Annotated in this window: 17 protein-coding genes and 1 riboswitch; of the genes, 11 read left to right on the top strand and 6 right to left on the bottom strand. The window is 41.3% G+C overall.

Annotated elements, in window-relative coordinates; translation table 11 throughout:
- The first annotated feature begins 2 nt into the window (after window positions 1-2).
- The 4 genes from rpmA to B5G52_RS02180 all read left to right on the top strand — a co-directional run bounded on the left by rpmA (window position 3) and on the right by B5G52_RS02180 (window position 2,589).
- Window positions 3-260 (top strand): 50S ribosomal protein L27, encoded by a 258-nt coding sequence (gene rpmA, locus B5G52_RS02195; protein WP_087531066.1) that lies wholly within the window; start codon window positions 3-5, stop codon window positions 258-260.
- 153 nt (window positions 261-413) lie between these two features.
- Window positions 414-1,568 carry an Obg family GTPase CgtA gene (gene cgtA / locus B5G52_RS02190; RefSeq protein ID WP_087531065.1) on the top strand — a complete coding sequence of 385 codons (1,155 nt, stop codon included), beginning with the start codon at window positions 414-416 and terminating at the stop codon, window positions 1,566-1,568.
- Window positions 1,569-1,640: 72 nt separating this feature from the next.
- Window positions 1,641-2,132, top strand: coding sequence for a type 3 dihydrofolate reductase (gene folA / locus B5G52_RS02185; protein ID WP_176372482.1), 492 nt, complete (start codon window positions 1,641-1,643; stop codon window positions 2,130-2,132).
- 79 nt (window positions 2,133-2,211) lie between these two features.
- Window positions 2,212-2,589, top strand: a complete 378-nt coding sequence (locus B5G52_RS02180; protein ID WP_087531063.1) for a DUF3718 domain-containing protein — start codon at window positions 2,212-2,214, stop codon at window positions 2,587-2,589.
- A gap of 109 nt (window positions 2,590-2,698) precedes the next feature.
- On the opposite strand, the gene B5G52_RS22155 is transcribed toward B5G52_RS02180, so the two are convergent.
- Window positions 2,699-3,457 carry a hypothetical protein gene (locus B5G52_RS22155; RefSeq protein WP_217896155.1) on the bottom strand — a complete coding sequence of 253 codons (759 nt, stop codon included), beginning with the start codon at window positions 3,455-3,457 and terminating at the stop codon, window positions 2,699-2,701.
- A gap of 59 nt (window positions 3,458-3,516) precedes the next feature.
- A riboswitch (cobalamin riboswitch) is annotated at window positions 3,517-3,669 on the top strand.
- A 33-nt stretch (window positions 3,670-3,702) separates the two neighbouring features.
- Here B5G52_RS22155 and B5G52_RS02160 point away from each other — a divergent pair.
- The gene (locus B5G52_RS02160; protein WP_087531062.1) at window positions 3,703-5,538 is read left to right on the top strand and encodes a TonB-dependent receptor; all 1,836 of its coding nucleotides are present in this window, start codon (window positions 3,703-3,705) and stop codon (window positions 5,536-5,538) included.
- Between the two features lie 94 nt (window positions 5,539-5,632).
- Here the strand turns inward: B5G52_RS02160 and msrA are convergent, their stop codons facing one another.
- From msrA to B5G52_RS02145, 3 genes are all read right to left on the bottom strand, one after another.
- Window positions 5,633-6,169, bottom strand: coding sequence for a peptide-methionine (S)-S-oxide reductase MsrA (gene msrA, locus B5G52_RS02155; protein ID WP_087531061.1), 537 nt, complete (start codon window positions 6,167-6,169; stop codon window positions 5,633-5,635).
- Window positions 6,170-6,297: 128 nt separating this feature from the next.
- Entirely contained in the window at window positions 6,298-9,399 is a 3,102-nt protein-coding gene (locus tag B5G52_RS02150; RefSeq protein ID WP_087531060.1) for an efflux RND transporter permease subunit, read from the bottom strand.
- Between the two features lie 3 nt (window positions 9,400-9,402).
- On the bottom strand, window positions 9,403-10,455 hold the full coding sequence (locus B5G52_RS02145; RefSeq protein WP_087531059.1) for an efflux RND transporter periplasmic adaptor subunit: 1,053 nt from the start codon (window positions 10,453-10,455) through the stop codon (window positions 9,403-9,405).
- Window positions 10,456-10,697: 242 nt separating this feature from the next.
- On the opposite strand from B5G52_RS02145, the gene B5G52_RS02140 reads away from it, so the two are divergent.
- The 4 genes from B5G52_RS02140 to B5G52_RS02125 all read left to right on the top strand — a co-directional run bounded on the left by B5G52_RS02140 (window position 10,698) and on the right by B5G52_RS02125 (window position 14,062).
- Entirely contained in the window at window positions 10,698-11,405 is a 708-nt protein-coding gene (locus B5G52_RS02140; protein ID WP_087531058.1) for a DUF2982 domain-containing protein, read from the top strand.
- Between the two features lie 33 nt (window positions 11,406-11,438).
- On the top strand, window positions 11,439-11,771 hold the full coding sequence (locus B5G52_RS02135) for a hypothetical protein (RefSeq protein ID WP_087531057.1): 333 nt from the start codon (window positions 11,439-11,441) through the stop codon (window positions 11,769-11,771).
- A 105-nt stretch (window positions 11,772-11,876) separates the two neighbouring features.
- The gene (locus B5G52_RS02130) at window positions 11,877-13,556 is read left to right on the top strand and encodes a DUF1566 domain-containing protein (RefSeq protein ID WP_087531056.1); all 1,680 of its coding nucleotides are present in this window, start codon (window positions 11,877-11,879) and stop codon (window positions 13,554-13,556) included.
- The gene (locus B5G52_RS02125; protein WP_087531055.1) at window positions 13,553-14,062 is read left to right on the top strand and encodes a DUF1566 domain-containing protein; all 510 of its coding nucleotides are present in this window, start codon (window positions 13,553-13,555) and stop codon (window positions 14,060-14,062) included. The genes B5G52_RS02130 and B5G52_RS02125 overlap by 4 nt, the downstream gene beginning before the upstream one ends.
- Window positions 14,063-14,078: 16 nt before the next feature.
- Here the strand turns inward: B5G52_RS02125 and B5G52_RS02120 are convergent, their stop codons facing one another.
- Window positions 14,079-15,188: a tRNA nucleotidyltransferase gene (locus B5G52_RS02120; RefSeq protein ID WP_087531054.1), complete on the bottom strand. Its 1,110-nt coding sequence runs from the start codon at window positions 15,186-15,188 to the stop codon at window positions 14,079-14,081.
- A 127-nt stretch (window positions 15,189-15,315) separates the two neighbouring features.
- On the opposite strand from B5G52_RS02120, the gene B5G52_RS02115 reads away from it, so the two are divergent.
- Together B5G52_RS02115 and B5G52_RS02110 are read left to right on the top strand one after the other, a co-directional pair.
- Complete coding sequence (locus B5G52_RS02115) at window positions 15,316-16,233, top strand: ExeA family protein (RefSeq protein ID WP_087531053.1); 918 nt, start codon at window positions 15,316-15,318, stop codon at window positions 16,231-16,233.
- Between the two features lie 12 nt (window positions 16,234-16,245).
- Entirely contained in the window at window positions 16,246-17,262 is a 1,017-nt protein-coding gene (locus B5G52_RS02110) for a general secretion pathway protein GspB (RefSeq protein ID WP_087531052.1), read from the top strand.
- Here the strand turns inward: B5G52_RS02110 and B5G52_RS02105 are convergent, their stop codons facing one another.
- Entirely contained in the window at window positions 17,263-19,935 is a 2,673-nt protein-coding gene (locus tag B5G52_RS02105) for a TonB-dependent receptor (RefSeq protein ID WP_087531051.1), read from the bottom strand.
- Window positions 19,936-19,957 lie beyond the last annotated feature (22 nt).

Genomic DNA, 19,957 nt, shown 5'->3' with positions numbered 1-19,957 from the left:
AAATGGCACATAAAAAAGCAGCTGGTAGTACTCGTAACGGTCGCGATTCAGAAAGCAAACGCCTAGGTGTTAAGCGTTTTGGTGGCGAATCAGTTCTAGCGGGTAGCATCATTGTACGTCAACGTGGAACTCGTTTTCACGCAGGCGCAAACGTAGGTATCGGTAAAGACCACACTATCTTCGCGAAAGCAGATGGTAAAGTTCAGTTTGAACAAAAAGGTCCTTTAAACCGTAAATACGTAAGCATCGTATCTGAGTAATCAGAGCCGGTTCTTAAAAAACCCCGCCTTTGCGGGGTTTTTTGTTTTAAGCCTTGAGAATATATACCCAAGTGTTCTTACACATAGTGTGCTCTATAGGCCACTTGGGTATATAATAGAGTAATTAACAAGCCAATCCTAAAGTGAGTAATCATGAAGTTTGTAGATGAAGTAGAAATTCGCGCAGAAGCTGGTGACGGTGGCAGTGGTATCGTGTCTTTCCGTCGTGAAAAGTATGTCCCAGATGGTGGCCCAGATGGCGGCGATGGCGGCGATGGTGGCAGTGTTTATCTACAAGCAGATGAAAACTTAAATACCTTAATCGATTATCAGTTTGAGCGCTTTCATCGTGCTGAGCGTGGTACTAATGGGCAAAGCCGTAATTGTACCGGTAAAAAAGGTGAAGACCTATACATTAAAGTACCAGTAGGAACGCGTGTAACAGACGTTGATACTCAGGAATCTTTAGGTGATTTAACACAAGATGGCCAACGTTTAGTTGTCGCTAAAGGTGGTTTTCATGGCTTAGGAAACGCACGTTTTAAATCAAGTACTAACCGTGCACCACGTCAAAAGACATTAGGCACGCCTGGCGAAGTGCGTATGCTTAAACTTGAACTAATGCTACTTGCCGATGTGGGTTTACTAGGTTTGCCAAATGCAGGTAAATCAACCTTTATTCGCAGTGTATCTGCTGCAAAACCAAAAGTAGCTGATTACCCGTTTACGACGCTAATACCAAACTTAGGTGTAGTACGTCCTGATGCGAATAAGTCATTTGTTATTGCTGATATTCCAGGTCTAATTGAAGGTGCCTCAGATGGTGCTGGTTTAGGTATTCGGTTCTTAAAACACCTAGAGCGTTGTCGTGTATTATTGCATATCATCGACATAATGCCTGTGGATGGTTCTAGTCCTGTTGATAATGCGTTTGCCATTATTAATGAGTTACATCAATATAGCCCTAAACTTGCAGAGAAACCGCGCTGGCTGGTGTTTAATAAGATTGACTTACTCCCAGAAGACGAAGCGCAAGCATTGTGTGAACAAATTGCAGAAGAGCTAGGTGAAGAAACAAATATTTACCGTATCTCAGCCGTTAATAAGCAAAATACACAAGCACTTTGTCACGATATTATGGCGTTACTTGATAGTATGCCTAAAGAGAAGTTTGTACCAATCGAAGATGAAGAAGTTGAATTTAAGTGGGATACCTACCATAAAGATGCAACTAAAAATAGCGATGATGATGATTGGGAAGACTGGGACGAAGATGACTATGATGTTGAAGTTGTCTACGAACGTTAGTAGCGTATAGGTTTTAAAAAGGAGCAAATGCTCCTTTTTTCTTGTTTAGTTATAAAGTATTAGGTGATTACTGTGAAGATTTCAATGATTGCAGCCATGGCGAACAATCGTATTATTGGCCAAGATAATAAAATGCCTTGGCATTTACCTGCTGATTTACAACATTTTAAAAGTGTGACTATGAGTAAGCCTGTGATCATGGGTCGTAAAACATTTGAGTCGATCGGTCGTCCATTGCCAGGCAGAAAAAATATTATTATTAGTCGTAATACTCAATACAGTGCGCAAGGGGTTGAAGTAGTAACATCGCCAGAAGAAGCGTTATTGCTGGTTAAAGACTGTGAAGAAGTGATGATTATTGGTGGTGGAAATATCTATCAGCAGTTTTTATCACAAGCAAGCACACTGTATTTAACTTTTATAAATCTTGATGTTACAGGAGATACTCAGTTTCCTGACTATGAAAAAATTGCTAATTGGCAGGTGGTTGAAGAGCAAATTAATAACCCTGATGATAAGAATTTACATCAGTATAAATTCGTAACCTTGGATAAAGTTGAGTAACATTATTGCGCTTAAACTTATAGATTGGTACAATAATAACCAACAAGCGTAGGTAAAAAGTATTACTCAAGGGTGTCAAATGGTTAAATTATCAACATTACTAGTTGTTACTGCTGTTATTTCTGGTTCGGTGGCTTTTAGCGCCCCGGTTAAAGCTGATGATCAATTAGCTGTGTCAATTTGTGAGTATATCGCGGCAGACGATAAAAACCGTCTTCGCAGTAAGCTAAAAAGCTCTCGTGTAAAAATTCGTAATATTTATGATGCAGTTTTATGTAACGGTAACAATTTATTACGCCATGCAATTGCTAGTAATGCAGTTGATGCGGGTGAGTATGTAGTTAAAAATCTATCTAAAAGCTCATTATCAGATGGTGCCGATATAGCCTGGGCTGAATCAAATGGCCATGGCGGTTCTGCACTTATTCCAGTAATTAAAGATCGTGCTGGTTTATAAGTTAAAAAGCTAAAATAAATCATAAAAAACCGCACTTGTTGCGGTTTTTGTTTTTAGTATTAAAAGATAATAATTATCTCCAATTTAGTTGCTTTGAAGTAAAGTTACGCTAATACTTTTCGCCAACTCGCCAACTCGCCAACTCGCCATCTCGCCAACTCGCCAACTCGCCAACTCGCCAACTCGCCAACTCGCCAACTCGCCAACTCGCCAACTCGCCAACTCGCCAACTCGCCAACTCGCCAACTCGCCAACTCGCCAACTCGCCAACTCGCCAACTCGCCAACTCGCCAACTCGCCAACTCGCCAACTCGCCAACTCGCCAACTCGCCAACTCGCCAACTCGCCAACTCGCCAACTCGCCAACTCGCCAACTCGCCAACTCGCCAACTCGCCAACTCGCCAACTCGCCAACTCGCCAACTCGCCAACTCGCCAACTCGCCAACTCGCCAACTCGCCAACTCGCCAACTCGCCAACTCGCCAACTCGCCAACTCGCCAACTCGCCAACTCGCCAACTCGCCAACTCGCCAACTCGCCAACTCGCCAACTCGCCAACTCGCCAACTCGCCAACTCGCCAACTCGCCAACTCGCCAACTCGCCAACTCGCCAACTCGCCAACTCGCCAACTCGCCAACTCGCCAACTCGCCAACTCGCCAACTCGCCAACTCGCCAACTCGCCAACTCGCCAACTCGCCAACTCGCCAACTCGCCAACTCGCCAACTCGCCAACTCGCCAACTCGCCAACTCGCCAACTCGCCAACTCGCCAACTCGCCAACTCGCCAACTCGCCAACTCGCCAACTCGCACCTTTTATAAGTAATAACCAACTCGCTAATCTAACTTTAGATGTATAGCCGTCCATTGACATTTATCCTTAAAATAATCACAATAACGACCTATTTTCAAGGTGCTTGCTAAATACATCAGTATAGGTTTCAAGGTATTGAAATTTGTAGCAGGATAATCGGGAAGTTGGTGCATGCTCATGATGAGCATAATCCCAACACTGCCCCCGCAACGGTAATGTGCTTTAAGTGCAGAGTCCGGAGACCGGCCTTGAAACAAACTTACTATTACTTGTGCGGTGGGCACGGGTCAGGGGATATCATGCTAAAAAAATCAACTCTAGGCGTAGCTGTCACTGCTGCGTTGTCTTTTTCTGTGTCTGCAGAGCAACCAATCGAACGTATTACAGTAACAGCAAATAAATTTGAGCAATCAATTGACGAGGTTCTTGCCAGTGTTGCTGTTATTGAGCGTAGTGATATTGAAACAAGTAATGTACGCGACTTACCGAGCTTACTTGAAACACAAGCGGGCTTTCAAATTAACTCTAATGGCGGATTTGGCCAAAGCTCAGGTGTCTCTCTGCGTGGTTCAAGCTCGCGTCATACACTTATATTAGTTGATGGTATTCGTACTGGTTCTGCCACCCTAGGCTACAAATCAATTAGCAATATTCCTCTAAATTCAATTGAAAGAATAGAAATAGTTAAAGGTTCGCGTGCAGCTGTGTATGGCTCAGATGCACTTGCAGGTGTAATCAATATTATTACCCGACAAGCTCAGGACTTAACTCTAGATGCAACATTTGGTTCTGATGCGTATCAAAGTTATCAGGTTGCAGGAACAACTGTTGTAGATAAAGTTACAGCTTCCTTCAATGCTGGTTTTGAAAAAACAGATGGCTTTGATGTATTACAAGGCGTAGCACCGGATGACGATGGCTATGAAAATAAAAATATAGGCTTTAACATTCAGTATGGCGATGACTTACTTGGTGATATTACAGCACGAGGCCAATATAGTGAGGGCTATGCTCAATATGATAGCGCGTTTTCGCCAGTTGATAGCACCGTTGAAAATAATGAGTTTGAAAATTATCAGTTAGGCCTTGGCTGGAAAAAATCCTTTGGGCAACAAACTCACTCAATTGATATCGCAATAGCGAATGATGGCTCTGATAACTCTCGTGTAGACTATACCGGTGCAACGGTGATAGATGCGTTTGAAACTAAACGTGAACAAATAGATTATAATGGCTTGTATGCTATTAATGATGAGTTTGATGTTTCAGGTGGTCTTAACTGGTACGAAGATGATATATCAGAAACTTCTGGTGATTACAGTAAAGATAATCGTGAAGTATTTGCAGGCTTTGTGGGTGCCTACTACGATAATGAGAGAGTACTCGCTAATTTTGCCTTACGTTATGATGATGATCAGTATTTTGGAAATGAAACAACTTATACTGCGGCTGCAGGTTATCGTTTACATGAAAACGCTACCTTTAGAATGAGTCAAAGTACTGGTTTTAAAGCACCAACTTTCAATGATTTATATTATCCCTACTCGGGCAACCCTGATTTAGTTCCGGAAACTTCAGTTAATCAGGAGTTAGGCTTGAAGCTTGATTTTACACAAGCCAAAGTTGATATATCTATCTTTAGAAATGATATTGAAAATCTAATTGCATGGGCTCCAAATGCAGCGGGAGATTGGCAACCTGCAAATATCAATGAAGCACGCCATGAAGGGGTGGAGTTTAGTTTTGCTAATACAGTTCTTGGTTTTGATAATCAATTTAATTTTACTTATTTAGATGCTGAAAATACAGAAACGGGTGCAGCGCAAGTTTATGTTTCGCCACGTACAGTAAACTGGTCTGTTGCGAAACAGTGGGGTGATTTCGACGCGGGTTTTAACATGCAATACCGTAGTGATCGTCAAGGTAAAGTAACAAAGCTTAGCTCCTATACTTTATGGAACTTAACTGCAAACTACCAATTTAACCAATCATTGTCTTTTTCTTTACGAGTTGAAAATCTATTTGATAAGCAGTATGACGCAGTTGATTCAAGTATGGATTATACGACAGGCGAAGTGTTCTACTACAATACGGCCGAACGACGCTTCTTTGCAGGTGCAAGTTATCAGTTCTAAGTACATTTAGTGAACTGAGCTTTGGTTAATTGCAACCCCTAAATAAAAAAGCCCGTTACGGATTAATCCATAACGGGCTTTTTTATTTAATAATTTAGTCTTTTAAAAACTGTTTATAGTCTTTTTCAAAACGTTGTAACTTGGGGGCAATTAATATGCTGCAATAACCTTGTTCTGGGTTTTGCTCATAGTAGTCTTGATGATATTGCTCAGCTGGGTAGAAAGTAGTTGCAGGGCTTACCTCAGTGACTATTTCTTCACGTATCTGGCTTTGTAGTTTAGTAATGTAATCTATGGTTTGGATACGCTGCTCATTATTGTGGTAATACACCACACTGCGATATTGTGTGCCAACATCGTTACCTTGGCGGTTTAATTGAGTTGCGTCATGCAAGGTGAAAAACATAGCTAATAAGCGCTCATAGCTTATCTGAGAGCGATCAAATTCAATATTTACCACTTCAGCGTGCCCTGTTAGGCCTGTACATATCTGTTGGTAGGTTGGTTCACCAGTTTCGCCCCCTGTGTAGCCTGAGCTTACATGAGTAACACCTTCCACGCGCCTAAATGCAGCATCAATACACCAAAAACAACCGCCGCCAAATGTCGCTGTTTCAATTATTTTGCTCATTACTTACTCCATAAAACGTTAAATAGCGAATATGCCCAGCCTATCAGAAGGACGAGTAAGGTGGGTTTTTATTTCTTGAAAACAAAAGAGAAGCGCTGATATATGATTGTATCAGCGCTGAATATCGCTTAAAGTTCTTCTTTGAGTGGTTTTTCTGCTTCTTGTTGGTTAAGTTTTTGCTGTAAAAACTCAGGTGATTGCGTATTACGAGCTAATGCATAATATGCTGCTGGAACAACAAATAGGGTAAGTACTGTGGCTACAATTACCCCAGTAAATACAACCACACCAATTACCATACGGCTTTCAGCGCCTGGGCCTGATGCAAGTACTAGTGGCACTGCACTCATTACCGTGGTTAATGAAGTCATAATTATAGGGCGAAGACGCTGGCTTGCTGCTTGTATAATTGCTTCACTAAATTCGACACCTTTATCACGCAGTTGGTTGGTAAATTCAACAATTAAAATACCATTTTTCGCACTTAAGCCAATGAGCATTACAATGCCTATTTGGCTGTAAATATTAAGCGTGAGACCTGCCGCCCATAAGCCAAACATGGCACCCATGAGTCCTAGCGGTACAGTAAGCATTATAACAAAAGGATGTACAAAGCTTTCAAATTGAGCAGCTAACACTAAAAAGGTCACCGTCAGTGCTAAAATAAACACATAGATCATGGCTGATGCACCTTCGTAAAATAACTGTGATTCACCTTTATAATCTACCGCGCCATCAATATCATTTTCTTCGGCTGCGACTTTATTTAAAAAGTTAAGTGCTTGTTCAAGTGTATAACCATCGGCAAGGTTGGCACTCAATGTAATAGCACGCATACGGTTATAACGATTTAACCTTGATGCGGTAGCTTCTTCTTTTAGGCTAATTAAGCTATCCAAAGGGACTAATTCGCCACTACGTGACTTTAGGTAAATGTTTGAAATATCGGTTGGATCTGTAAAGTCAGACTTAGTCCCTTTCAATATTACGTCGTACTCTTCACCACGGTCGATAAAGGTGGTAACACGACGTTGTCCCAGCATTGTTTCAAGAGTACGGCCAACATCCGATACAGATACACCTAAATCGGCAGCTTTATTCTTATCAATACTAATTAAGAATTGTGGAAACGTTTCTTTATAATCATGATCAATGCGTACTAGTCCTGGATTTTTCTCAGCGCGTTCAATAATACGGTCGCGCCAATCAGCAAGTTGATCGTAGTCGTTGCCTTGTAGAACAAATTCAATGGGTCGAGAGGAGCCACCACCGCCAATACCGCGTCGCATAATAGCAAAGGCACGTACATCGGTGACTTCGGTCATTTTACCGCTGATTTCATCCATCACTTCCCAGGTTGAACGTTTACGCTCATCCCAATCAGCCATGCCAACAATCGCAACACCGCCACTACCGCCCCAACCAGGAACGCGAATTAAAACCCGGCTAAGCTCTCCCGATTCAGAGTAGGGCATTAAGCGTTCTTCAATCTTCGCCATGTTTTCGGCGTTATTTTCATAGCTTGCGCCTTCAGGAGGGCTCATCATTATGAAGAATGTACCACGGTCTTCTTTAGGGGTTAGTTCTGATGGTATTTGCTGGAACAATAAATAACTAGCAAAACCAGCAAGTAATAAAGTTAAAGTCAGGCCGCCTGAACGGGTCATATTTGAGCGCAGCGAGTTTTGATAGCCTTGCTCAATTTTACTGAATAAACGGTCCATCCCTTGGTTAAACTTACTTGGTTTGTCTGAGTGTTTTAGTACTTTTGAGCACAAGGCTGGGGAGAGAGTTAAAGCCGTAATACTTGAGAAAAATACCGCAGCGCTAACTGCCATCGCAAACTCAGTAAATAATGCACCAATACGACCATCCATAAAGACTAAAGGTACAAAGACCGAAATTAATACCAAGGTGGTCGCAATAATTGCAAAACCAACTTCACGGGCTCCGCGATAAGCGGCAAGTAAGGCTGGCTCACCTAATTCGATACGACGGTGAATGTTTTCTAACATTACAATGGCATCATCGACCACTAAACCAATAGCTAACACGAGCGCCAACAGCGTTAATAAGTTAATTGAATAACCCATTGCGAGTAAGAACATAAAGCTACCCACTAACGCGACCGGTACTGTTACTGCCGGGATCAAGGTAGCACGAATATTTCCTAAGAATAAAAAGATAATTAATACCACTAAGGCCATTGAAATAGCTAAGGTACTGTAAACTTCGTTTATTGATTCTTTAATAAATATCGATGAGTCATAACTATCTTGAATAGTGGTGCCTTCAGGCAAGTTACGTTTGATTTTTTCAAGCTCTGCACGAGCATTATCAACAACCGTCAGCGTATTCGCTTTTGCTTGTTTTACAATACCAAGCCCTACCATGTTACGACCGTTGCCACGGAATAGACTTTCATCGTCAGCTGCTTCAAGACGGACATCAGCGACTTCCCCAAGGCGAACTAAATAGCCATCGTCGCCGCGTTTGATTACCAGATTTTGAAAATCACGTTGTTCTTTATAACTACGAGCAGTACGTACCGTAAAGTCACGGTCAATAGATTCAATTTCACCAGCTGGTAGCTCAACATTTTCTGTACGCAGAGTGTTTTCAATATCGCTTGAGGTAATACCACGCGCAGCCATAGCTTGGCGGTTAAGCCAAATTTTCATTGCATATTTACGTTCACCACCTACCCGCACATTGGAGACACCATCAACTACCGCTAAGCGGTCGACAATGAAACGTTGTGCGTAATCAGATAGTTGCAGTGAGTCCATGGTATCGCTGTTGAGTAAAAACCAGGCTATTGGGCTTTCATCGCTGTTTGATTTAGATACTTCCGGTGGTCGAACTTGTTCGGGCAAGCTATCCAGTGCACGGGCAACACGTTCACGTACATCGTTTGAGGCAGCATCAATATCACGGCTAATATTAAACTCAATGGTAATATTAGAGCGGCCATTCCTACTTGATGAGTTTATACTCTTTATGCCTTCAATCCCCGAAATTCGATTTTCTAATACTTGGGTGATTTTGGTTTCTATGATCTCAGCTGAAGCACCTGTGTAGTCAGTGCTTACACTCACTATAGGGGATTCAATATCAGGGTATTCGCGCAGTGGTAACATCGAAAAAGCCACTAAACCAAACGTTAGTAGCAGTAAGTTTATTACAATTGCAAAAACGGGACGTTTAACACTAGTATCAGTAATTTTCACAGGTTACCCCTTCACTGTTACTTTACTGCCTGAACGAATTTTAATAATTCCTTCAGTCACAACTTGTTGACCATTGCTGATCCCTTGATCTATTGCCACCCAGCCGTTATGACGACCTGCAACATGCACTTCAACCTTTGTTGCTACACCATCTTCAATTTGGAAAACATAGTGTTTATCTTGTTGCGGAATAACTGCTTTTTCAGGCACCATCATCGCTTGATTAGAGCTAAGTTGTAGCGCGGTGTTTAATAACATACCTGGGCGTAAAAGTCCTGATTTGTTAGAAAAGCTAGCCGTTACCTCAACACTGCGAGTAACCGCATCTATTCGTGCGCTAACATGAGTTACTTTGCCGGTAAATGTCTTCTCTGGGTAGGCATCGTTTTGTGTCATGACCTTCATACCTACATTTAACTGCGCTAGGTATTTCTCAGGGACTTTAAAGTCAACTTTGATAATACTTATATCATCTAAACTGGTAATGATTGTGCTATTACTAACATAAGCACCGATGGATATTTGACGTTTACCTAAAATACCTGAAAAAGGTGCTTTGATAGTCATTTCAGCTAATTTGGTTTTAGCATTTTCTAGCTGCGCTTGTGTTGCATCAACACGAGAAAGTTGTTCTTCTAATAATGATTTTGCGGTTGCTTGAGAGCGTGATAACTCAGTTAAACGTTCTAGTTGACGTTTTTCTTCACGTAAATTAATTGCCAGCTCTTCAACGGTTAGTTGTTCTTGTTGAGATTGTAGTTGTACTAGCTTTTGACCCTTACTCACTAAGTCGCCATCATTAAAGAAAATGTCAGTCACATAGTCACTTTGCGCGCTTTTGATATATATAGCTTGATTAGCTCGAGCACTCCCGATAGCCTCAATCAAAACAGCATTTTCTTCACTTGCAACAGTATGTGCTGTTACCTGTGTAGCAGTAGGAGTGTAGCCTAATTGCTCGCCTTGGCTATTAGGTAAATAAAGATAAACACATAACCCTAAGAGTAGGGTAATAATAAACGGAAATAGCGCCTTGCCTGATTGCTTTGAATACATCTGAGTTATACCGGAAGATTAATTAGCTATAGTGTACAAAATAACCTCGTGAAAAAGTTGTCGCGTATCTCATAAATATGTCAGTTTGGCGTAAATATAGGTTAATTTGTTACTTGTCCCTGTTTTGTAAAGAGAAATGTATGCTATGAAATTTAAAACTGGCTGTCCGTATTGCATGAAAATTCGCAAATTAATAATATGGGCTATAATTATGTTTGTTTTGTATATGGTATTTTATCGTCATGGTTGAACAGTCAAACTTACTTTTAAAACTCAGAGCGCAAGGTGCTTCACACGGCATTGAAACTCTACTTGTAGGGGCGTTTGGTGTTGTCTTTATTATGTTATTTAACCAGCTGCGGCCTGGAGCAATTAGTATTATCGAGATATTTTTAGTTAGTTTATGTTTAGCCGCTGTATTTGTCGGCTTTTTAAAGACGCAAGAACCATTCTATAGTTTAATTATTTCTGAACAACTACTTACTTACCATCATAAGTATGGTTTTTGGTCTCTCAATAGAGAAAATGTGCACCATAGTGGCATTCCTAAAGTTGAGCACGGAGTTGAGTACCTTGAGTTAAATGCCGTCGGTATTATGCTTAATGACCGCGATGAGTTTTTAATGCATATTTCACCAAGGCTTGCGGGTAAATTATTGATAGAACAGCGACATTTATTTATGCAGGTTGTTCAAAAACATTGCAAAAATGGTAATTGCCCATCAGAATGGTTGGTAGAAGATAGTTTTTATACCTCTTTGAATGGTCACAACTTTAATGGACTAATTGCAATGTTCGCAAATAGAATGCGGCATTTGCAGCAATTAACAGGGTATGACTTGCTGTTACCTGCGAGTGTATTAGATCGAAGTATTTGGGATTTTAGTCATAACCTTAATAGGTGGCGAAAAAATCCCAAGCAGTTTATTCAATCTCAATTAAAGGGCTAAAAGCGCCTAAGTAGACGTTAGTAGGATAAAGCGATGAGTCAAGAAAGATCATTTATAAAAAGTGGAAGAAATACGATTATCCACAAAGAAAAAAAACTCGATTTAGTGATCGTAAACTCTGAAACTCACCCTAAGATTAAAGTAACACAACATGGTTTAGAGCCATTTAAAGAAGAATTGCCAAAAAACCGTCGTGAGGCAAAAGAACGATACCTAGAAATAGTTTATATAGGTTCAGTAGATGTATTTGGTGAAGAAAAACGTTTGCTGTTTATCCAGGCCTTAGATGGCCGCGAATATAAAATAGACTACAGTAAAGTAGGCACTAAACTTTTTGTACGTATTCATCAAGATAGTTACCTTTAACACTACTTATACAATTGGCACTGTTGTTGCTTGTTATCTAGCTTAAGAATGTAGCGTTAAGTATTTGTGCTGCAAAATTTTTTAATGTAGATGAGGAAGCAGTGCATGAGAGTGCTTTTCGTTATATTACCGATTATTTCTTTGTTAAGTGCGTGTGGTGGTTCAGGGGGCGGTAATGATAACCCTGAAGTTGCCACTTCAGTAAATGCTGGAGTAGATCAACAAGTCATTGAAAAAAATGAATTTACAGTTACGGCATTAGGCTCGCCAGCCGATGGTACATTTACCTGGCAACGAGTTAGCGGCCCTAGTATAGACGGCTTACCCGCTGACGGCGCTGAACAAACACTCATAGCTCCAGATATTAAGGCAGACAGCGAGCTTGTATTACGTGTTAATTATCAGACCACTGACGGCACTTTAGTTAGTGATGATGTTATAATTTCAATAGCGTCAAATAATCAACTCCCTGAAGCCATAGTAATGCAGACAGCTCCCACTGAATTGCCATCAGATTATAACGATACCATTACTTTGAGCGCCCAAACATCCATAGACCCTGATGAAAACGGGGCAATCAATAGCTACAGCTGGCTACAGCTTTCTGGACCAACCATGGTTATTGATAGCGCTAGCAATGACACCATTAGCTTTACTCACCCCTTACTCGATGTAAACACCACTTTAGTTTGGCAGCTCACCGTTGTTGATGATGAAGGTGGTGAAGACAGCACACAATATACACATATTCTTAATAAAACGGATGAAGTTGTCATTGCAAATGCAGGCGCTGATCAAACCGTTATTGAAGTGGAACAGGTTACCCTTGATGCGACCTCAAGTGAAACAGTCACTGATACCTTCTCATGCTATTGGCAACAACTGACTGGTAATGCAACCTTAGCTAATCAACGGCAATGCATTGTTTCTTTCACTGCCCCCAATACTGACGCAATCAATACGTTAACTTTTGAAGTTACTGTGACCGATAGCAAAGGACGTACTGATACTGACGCTGTGAATATTACTGTCGAGTCTAAACCGCTTGGGTTGATTAATGACTCGGGTATGGGTAAGTGCTACAACCATACGCAAGAAGTTGCTTGTACTAGCCCTGATTTCCCACGTCAAGATGCGGCAGTTGGCCGTGATAGTGTGGTTACTACACATATAGATAAAGTAGGGGCAGGTGAACATGCCTTCGATTTTACTAAACTTAATGAATTTGCTGATGAATTGCCTGACACTGAATCTGACTATAGCTGTGTTCGCGATAATGTCACGGGCTTAATTTGGGAAGTGAAAGCGCCAAATACAGGGACGGTGCCAAATACTCAGTTAAGAGAAGGTCAAAATCATTATACTTGGTATTTAAACGATAATAACGGCGTACAAACAGGGAGTAGCTTAGGGGCTGCTAATAGCACTTGCCCAAGTACATCTAATTGCGGTTTGCAAGCTTATGTTGATGCCGTAAATGGACTTGATTATTGCGGTGGTACTAATTGGCGAGTGCCAACTTATACAGAATTAATGACATTATTAGATTATGGTAAACAAGGGCAATCATTACTGTTAGATGATGACTATTTCCCTAATACACCCAGCAAAAATACCTTTACTCAGGCGCCTTACTTACCTTATTGGACATCGCAAACCGCAGCTGATGGTACGAGTTTGTCGCAGGCTTATATTATCGACATGAGTAATGGTAACGATTTAGCTTATCCAAAAAGTAAAACTGCATTTGTACGATTAGTGAGAACAGCGGGGGGCACGCAATGAAAGCTTTATTAGTACTAACGCTATTATTTACACCTTCAATCTTAGCAGCTAAGACCTGTTATGATTCGATTAGCGAAACCACACCAAGTAACCGCTTTACGCTAAATACTGATGGGACAGTCAGTGATAATGTTACGGGACTGATGTGGCAAACCTGTAGTTATGGACAAAGCTTTGATGCAGATACCACTCGCTGCACAAACAGCGCAATTAAAACGACTTGGCAAGAAGCGCTTAGAGCATCAGTTAATGACCGCACCGGTAATTATGATGATTGGCAAGTGCCAAATATTAAAGAGCTGGCAAGTATTTTAGAGCATAAATGTGTAACGCCAAGTATTAATGAAGACGTTTTTATTGGTAGTAAAAACGACAACTATTGGACAAATACATCAAACGTGACGGATCCAAGTTTTGCTTGGGTATATACTTTCGATAGAGGCCTTAACAGCTTGCATGCTAAAGCCTCAAATGTTTACTTGCGTTTTGTCCGCTACGAAGAATAGTTAGCCAGCATTTACGTTAGTTAAAATAATTGTTGAACATTTCAAGCCGCGCGTTCTCTAGCGCGGTTTTTATTTGTGCTCCTTGCACACCTTGGGCAATAAATTGCTGTGGGTTGATCGTTTTGGCTGCATCGGTCGCTCTTATTAACTTTTGCTTATTATTGAAAACGCCACAATTGGCAACCTCTAAAGCTAAAAGCAATCCTGTAAATCGCTCTGGGCGGCGCCACAAATCAAGTTGATTACAACAAGTAAGTAATAGCTCAGCGCTGAGTATTTTGCTCGTTAAAGTTGCTTGATGGGCATTGAGTTGTAATGCCAAATCGCGTACATCATTAGGTAAGCGAATCGATTCGCTTATGGCTTTAATGTCATCGGCGGTTAATGAGCTAGTAGCTTGTGCAAACAACAGTGACTTATCCGTTATTTCTTGGCTTTGTGCGTATGCATATCGATTTTTTAATTGTTGGTATAATTTATTGTTCCAGTTATTTGCTAGGGCAGGGCTAATTGCGTTGAGGGCTCCCAGTTGTGCGAGAACATTTAAAAACTCAGCAAACGCACCATCATCGAGTGATTTTTCACATTCAAGCCAAATACGCTCAGCGGTCAACGTATTTAGTTCGCCACGGTTAATCATTTGAGTTAATAATAACTGAGTTTCATCGGCAATGGTAAAGCCTAAATAGTGGTAGCGTGCAGCAAATCGTGCAACACGTAAGATACGCAGCGGGTCTTCACTAAAAGCTTCGGAGACATGGCGTAAAATACGGTTATCTAAATCTTGCTTGCCACCGTAAGGGTCAACTAAGCTGCCGTCATCTGCTTTAGCGATGGCATTAACAGTTAAATCACGACGGCGCAGATCGTCTTCTAGCGTTACATCGGCAGAAAATTCACAGATAAATCCTGTATATCCTTGGCCCTGTTTACGCTCCGTGCGGGCAAGGGCATATTCCTCTTTGCTTTTTGGGTGCAGAAATACTGGAAAGTCTTTTCCGACTTGTTGATATCCTAGTTGCAAAAGTTGCTCAGGGGTCGCTCCCACAACAACGTAATCACGCTCTTTTATTTTGCGTCCAAGAAGCTCATCTCGTACTGCACCACCGACCAAATAAACTTGCATAACTCACCTAAAAATTAACTGTTCAAACTATTTTACGTTATTTAACCAATAAAACGCTAACAAGGTTTTCACTTAGTGCATTTTTTTGCCATTATAGGCGCTGATTTACTCAGTAAGGAAATTCAGGGTGTATTTAAGCTATTTTGGCTTGTCGGAAAAACCATTTTCAATCGCGCCAAACCCACAGTATTTGTTTTTAAGCGAACGCCATAAAGAGGCTTTGGCTCACTTAACCTATGGTTTAGGTGAAGCGGGTGGCTTTGTGTTGTTAACAGGTGAAGTGGGCACAGGAAAAACTACCCTTACCCGTAGCTTGCAAGAGCAACTGCCAGAAAATACCCAAGTGGCTTTGATCCATAATCCTGCTTTGTCGCAGCTAGAGTTATTGGCTAGCATTTGTGATGAGTTTGCCATTGATTATGATGAGCAAAATGCCACCTTAAAAACCTTAACTGATGCCATCAAAAAACATTTAGAAGCGAACCATCAAGCAGGTGGCCATACTATTTTGTTAATTGATGAAGCACAGTTATTATCACCTGATGTGCTTGAGCAGCTCAGGCTCCTTACCAATATAGAAACGGATCATAAAAAGTTACTGCAAATTGTACTGGTGGGTCAGCCTGAATTACAAGCGTTGCTCAAGCGCAATGAGTTGCGTCAATTAGCGCAGCGGATCACTGCGCGATACCACTTGTTACCGCTTACTGAGGGGCAAACTATTGCCTATATTAAGCACCGTTTATATGTAGCCGGTTGTGAACGGGCGTTGTTTTCACCTGATGCAATAAAAACAGTGTATGTTGCGACCCAAGGTATTCCTCGATTAGTGAACCTATTATGTGAGCGTTGTTTAATGGGCGCGTTTTCAAAGCAGCTCATGGTGATAGACAGCGATATAGTCATGCGCTCAGCAGAGGAAGCATTACCCCCTAGCGCCATTAAAAGTGAGTTAAAGACTGAACAAAACTCTATTTATTGGTTACTACCTTTAGGTTTTCTTGCTGTGCTTGGTATGGGTATTGGCTTGTCGTTTATTTTTTAGTAGTGGTAAATTATGTCGTATTTATTAGATGCGTTAAAACAATCAGAACATCATGATGAAGCATCTGCTTATGATCAAAGTGCTCAGCAGCTTAAGCAACAACAAGAGCTAAAACGCTACCGTTTTATTGCGCTATCGCTCGGTGTAGTGTTGGCTTTAGGGCTAACTTTAGTTGCTGGTTTTATGATTGGAAAGTGGCTACAAACTGACACTATACAATTCAATGATGCTCAAGTAGCAGAACCTAAGCAGCAAGAAAAAGAAGCAAAACCCAAAGTAGAGCAAGTAACAGCCACTGTTGTGGAAAAACCTGTACAAGAGAGTACAACACCTTCTCAAGCAGGGGGGGCATCGCTGCTTAACCAAGCTGCGGCGCAAGTAATGCCTCAAGGTAGCCTGCAATCTGCTCAGCAATATCAATGGGTTCAAGTACCTGTTAACTCAGTACCTACTTACCCGCAGAATCAACCAGTGCTTATACAAACGCCGAATGGCTATCAACAAGTTTATAATGCACCCGCGCCACAGTACCAAGCGATGGCGAATCAACCGCCACAATTTACTCAGCAAGCAGCTAATACGAGTTCAAGTAATGTGGATTTAAGTAAGTATAAAGTGCTTGGTAAGCCAATTGGTGAACCTAACACCGTGAAAAAGCCTGCCACTGTGAGTGATGATGAATTAGATTCTGTGCCAAGTGAGCTAAAAAATGCGTTTGCTCGTGCAATCAAAGACACAGAGCAAACGCAAACACATCAAGTAACGCAAGGGACTAAAAACTCATCTTATGCGCAGCCTGTTGAGCTTCTGCCCGATGGTTTATTGGCTATTTTGCCGAGCATTAAATATCAAGCACATATATATTCTTCTTCGGTAGAAAAGCGCTGGATAAAGCTAAACAATCGAGAGTTGTATGAAGGCGATCGCTTCGGTGATTTTGAAGTGTTAGAAATTACGCCTGAGCAAAGTGTATTGAGCTTTGATGGTTATGAATTTAGCCTAAAAGCCCTACAAGACTGGCCAGAGTAACTAAAACCGGTAACTTAAAGCTAATTTTATGGTTCGGCCAAATATTGGTCGGCCATAAAATAATGGCTCTTGATGAGTTAGATCATCCCTTGGATTTCCTTCCGTTAAACCCAGCGTATTAGTTAGGTTTTTTACCTGTAGTTGTGCGCTTAGTTGCTCAGTAAATATAAACTCTGCAAACAGATCCCAGCTTTGGTAGGCAGGGAGTGCAAATTGATTGGCAATATCTGAATAGCGTTCACCCACATAAGACCAAGTAACGGCGACGGTTATAGGCTCTGCTTGGTATTTGGGCGTCAGGCGTAGTTGCAGCTCCGGTGTCCGAGTTATCTGATTCCCATTAAATTCGCTTTGCGGTAATTGCGTTGGAATGCCATAGAAGCCAGCATCTTGCCATACACCTATGGCCTTAAATTGCCAAGCTTGATTAAATTGATAGTCGTATTCAAACTCTAGCCCTTGGGTCTGCGTGTTGATCAACACCGCTTGTTGAGTGCTTGCAGCCCCGCGATAGACGGTAAAGGGAAGCGGATCAAAATTAGTATCAAACAAAGTGCCACTAAATTGCCAGTGCATTGCATGATAGCGCAAACCAACCTCTGTTAAGGTTAAGCTTATCGGTTGGCCGAAGCCTTGTGTATCCCGTTGTTCTGTATCTTTTTCCCAACCACGGGCATTGCCAAAGCTAATTAAACGGGGCATTTCAAACGCATCTGCGTAGCGAGTAAATACCGCCAGTTGTTCATTAATTTGATAGTTAGCACCAAGACTGACAGCGTTTTGATTAAAAGAATCAGTAAATGAGCTATTTGCAGAGTAATGTGAGTAATAGTCTTTGGCTGTGCTTGTTTGGCCAATTTTGCCTTGCTGTGTACTACTGGTTAATCTGAGTTGTTCATTTCTGAGGGCAAAATCAAACTTAAGCTTATCGGATACTTGCCAATCAAGGCTTGCGTACAATGAATGCGAACGTAACTTTCCTTGGCCAGTTAAATACACAGGTCCCGCGTAAGATAAAAAGCCCTGCTCGGTAAAGTTTGCGACAATATTATCCTGTTCATCTACCAGTACAATATCAAGGCGCTGTGGTTGATGTTGTACATCGGTCAGTATTTGCCCAAGCCACTGATCCAGTGGTAATGAACTAAAGTCATTATGCGCATACATATGGCCTAGCCTGAGTGACCACTGCGGTTGGTAATAATTGACATTAAAATGATTAATAAATTGCTGTTGCTTATAGCGAGAATACAAAGGGTAGCTCGACGTGATAAGGCCATTGCCATTGAGCAAAGACGGGTCTTGGATCAGTGTGTTATCAGCACTGCGCAGATATTTTGCTTGCACATTAGACTTGGAAAAATCATTGATGAATGTATTTACATCATCTGCGGCTAAGCGCGAACTAGCATCAATAATAGTCTCGTTGCCTAAATTCATTAAGGTATAAAACTGGTTACTAAGGTTTGCATATCGTGCATTGTTATTGATATGCCACTGCTTTGATAAAATACCTTTAAATTGCACTGTATAGCTGTTCATTAAGCTTTGCTGCGCGTCTTCTAAATCCCGTTTTATTTGCCCTTCTGGGGTGTGAAAGTCTAAATATTGCAAGTCATCACTCAGTAAGGTGCCGTAATCATAAGGGAGACTGGGCAGCTCCTTAATGTTGTTATAGTTTTGCATGACTAAGGGCGCATAAAAACTGGTTTTATCGTTTAGATGTTTAAAGCTTAGGTCTAACTCAAAATCATCCCTTATCCAGCTTAATTTCGCACTAAACTGGCCACCCAAGTCGCTATTAAAACCGGGCTCGCGAATGCCATTGGAGGTACGATAAAAACCACCAAGACTATAAAAAAGCTCTTCATTAATTGGGCCGCTAAATAGGGCGTCTAATCTGCTGTAATCATAATTAAGAGCGTGGCTAAATTTAACTAAATTAAAAGGGAGATCAGAACCTCGCCGGGTAATATAGTTAACCATGGCCGCTGGGCCATTAAGGGTAAAAATACCGCTACTACCGCCACGTACAGCCTCAATTGTTTGGTGAGTGAGATCAGGACGTAAAAAAAAGTCACTCCAAATACCATCGTAAGTAATAGGTAATCCATTTTCCATTAAACTAATAAAACGAAACCCTTCACCGCCTCTAAGTCCCCGTGGCGATACATTATTATTGGTTTCACCGCCGGAATCTTCAACCCAAAAGCCGGTAACCTCCTTTAGAATTTCGGCGCTAGAGTAGGGAGTGTGTTGCTCAAGCTGTTGAGTAGACAACTGAGTAATTGAAATGGAAGAGTTTAAAATATTACGGGTTTTACCACTGACACCCGTTACAATGATTCGCTCAAAATCATGTTTTTTTTCAGGCATAGCGAATGTTACAAAAATTCGTTGTTGCTGTGGGTCTAAATGAAATTGATACTGACTACTTTCAAAGCTTTTATTCAGTAGTTCCTCTAAACTAAAGCGTCCTTGTAATGGGGTTAATAACGCTTGCTCAGGTAACGCTGCGGCACTGAGTTGCCAACCACTTTGCGTTGCAACATCAAGTAAACGCTGCTGCAAAGTTGCCTCAGGTAAATTAAATTGATAATAGCTCGTAGCATGTGCATAGCTACTAAATAATATTAACCAAGGCAGTGGCTTGGTTAATAACCTTAATAACATAGTTTGATTCAATGTTTTTATT

The organism is Pseudoalteromonas sp. A601 (assembly GCF_002165575.1).
Taxonomy (GTDB): Bacteria; Pseudomonadota; Gammaproteobacteria; order Enterobacterales; family Alteromonadaceae; genus Pseudoalteromonas.
The sequence above is the reverse complement of the archived record's forward strand: the minus strand, read 5'-3'. Positions and strand labels throughout refer to the sequence as shown.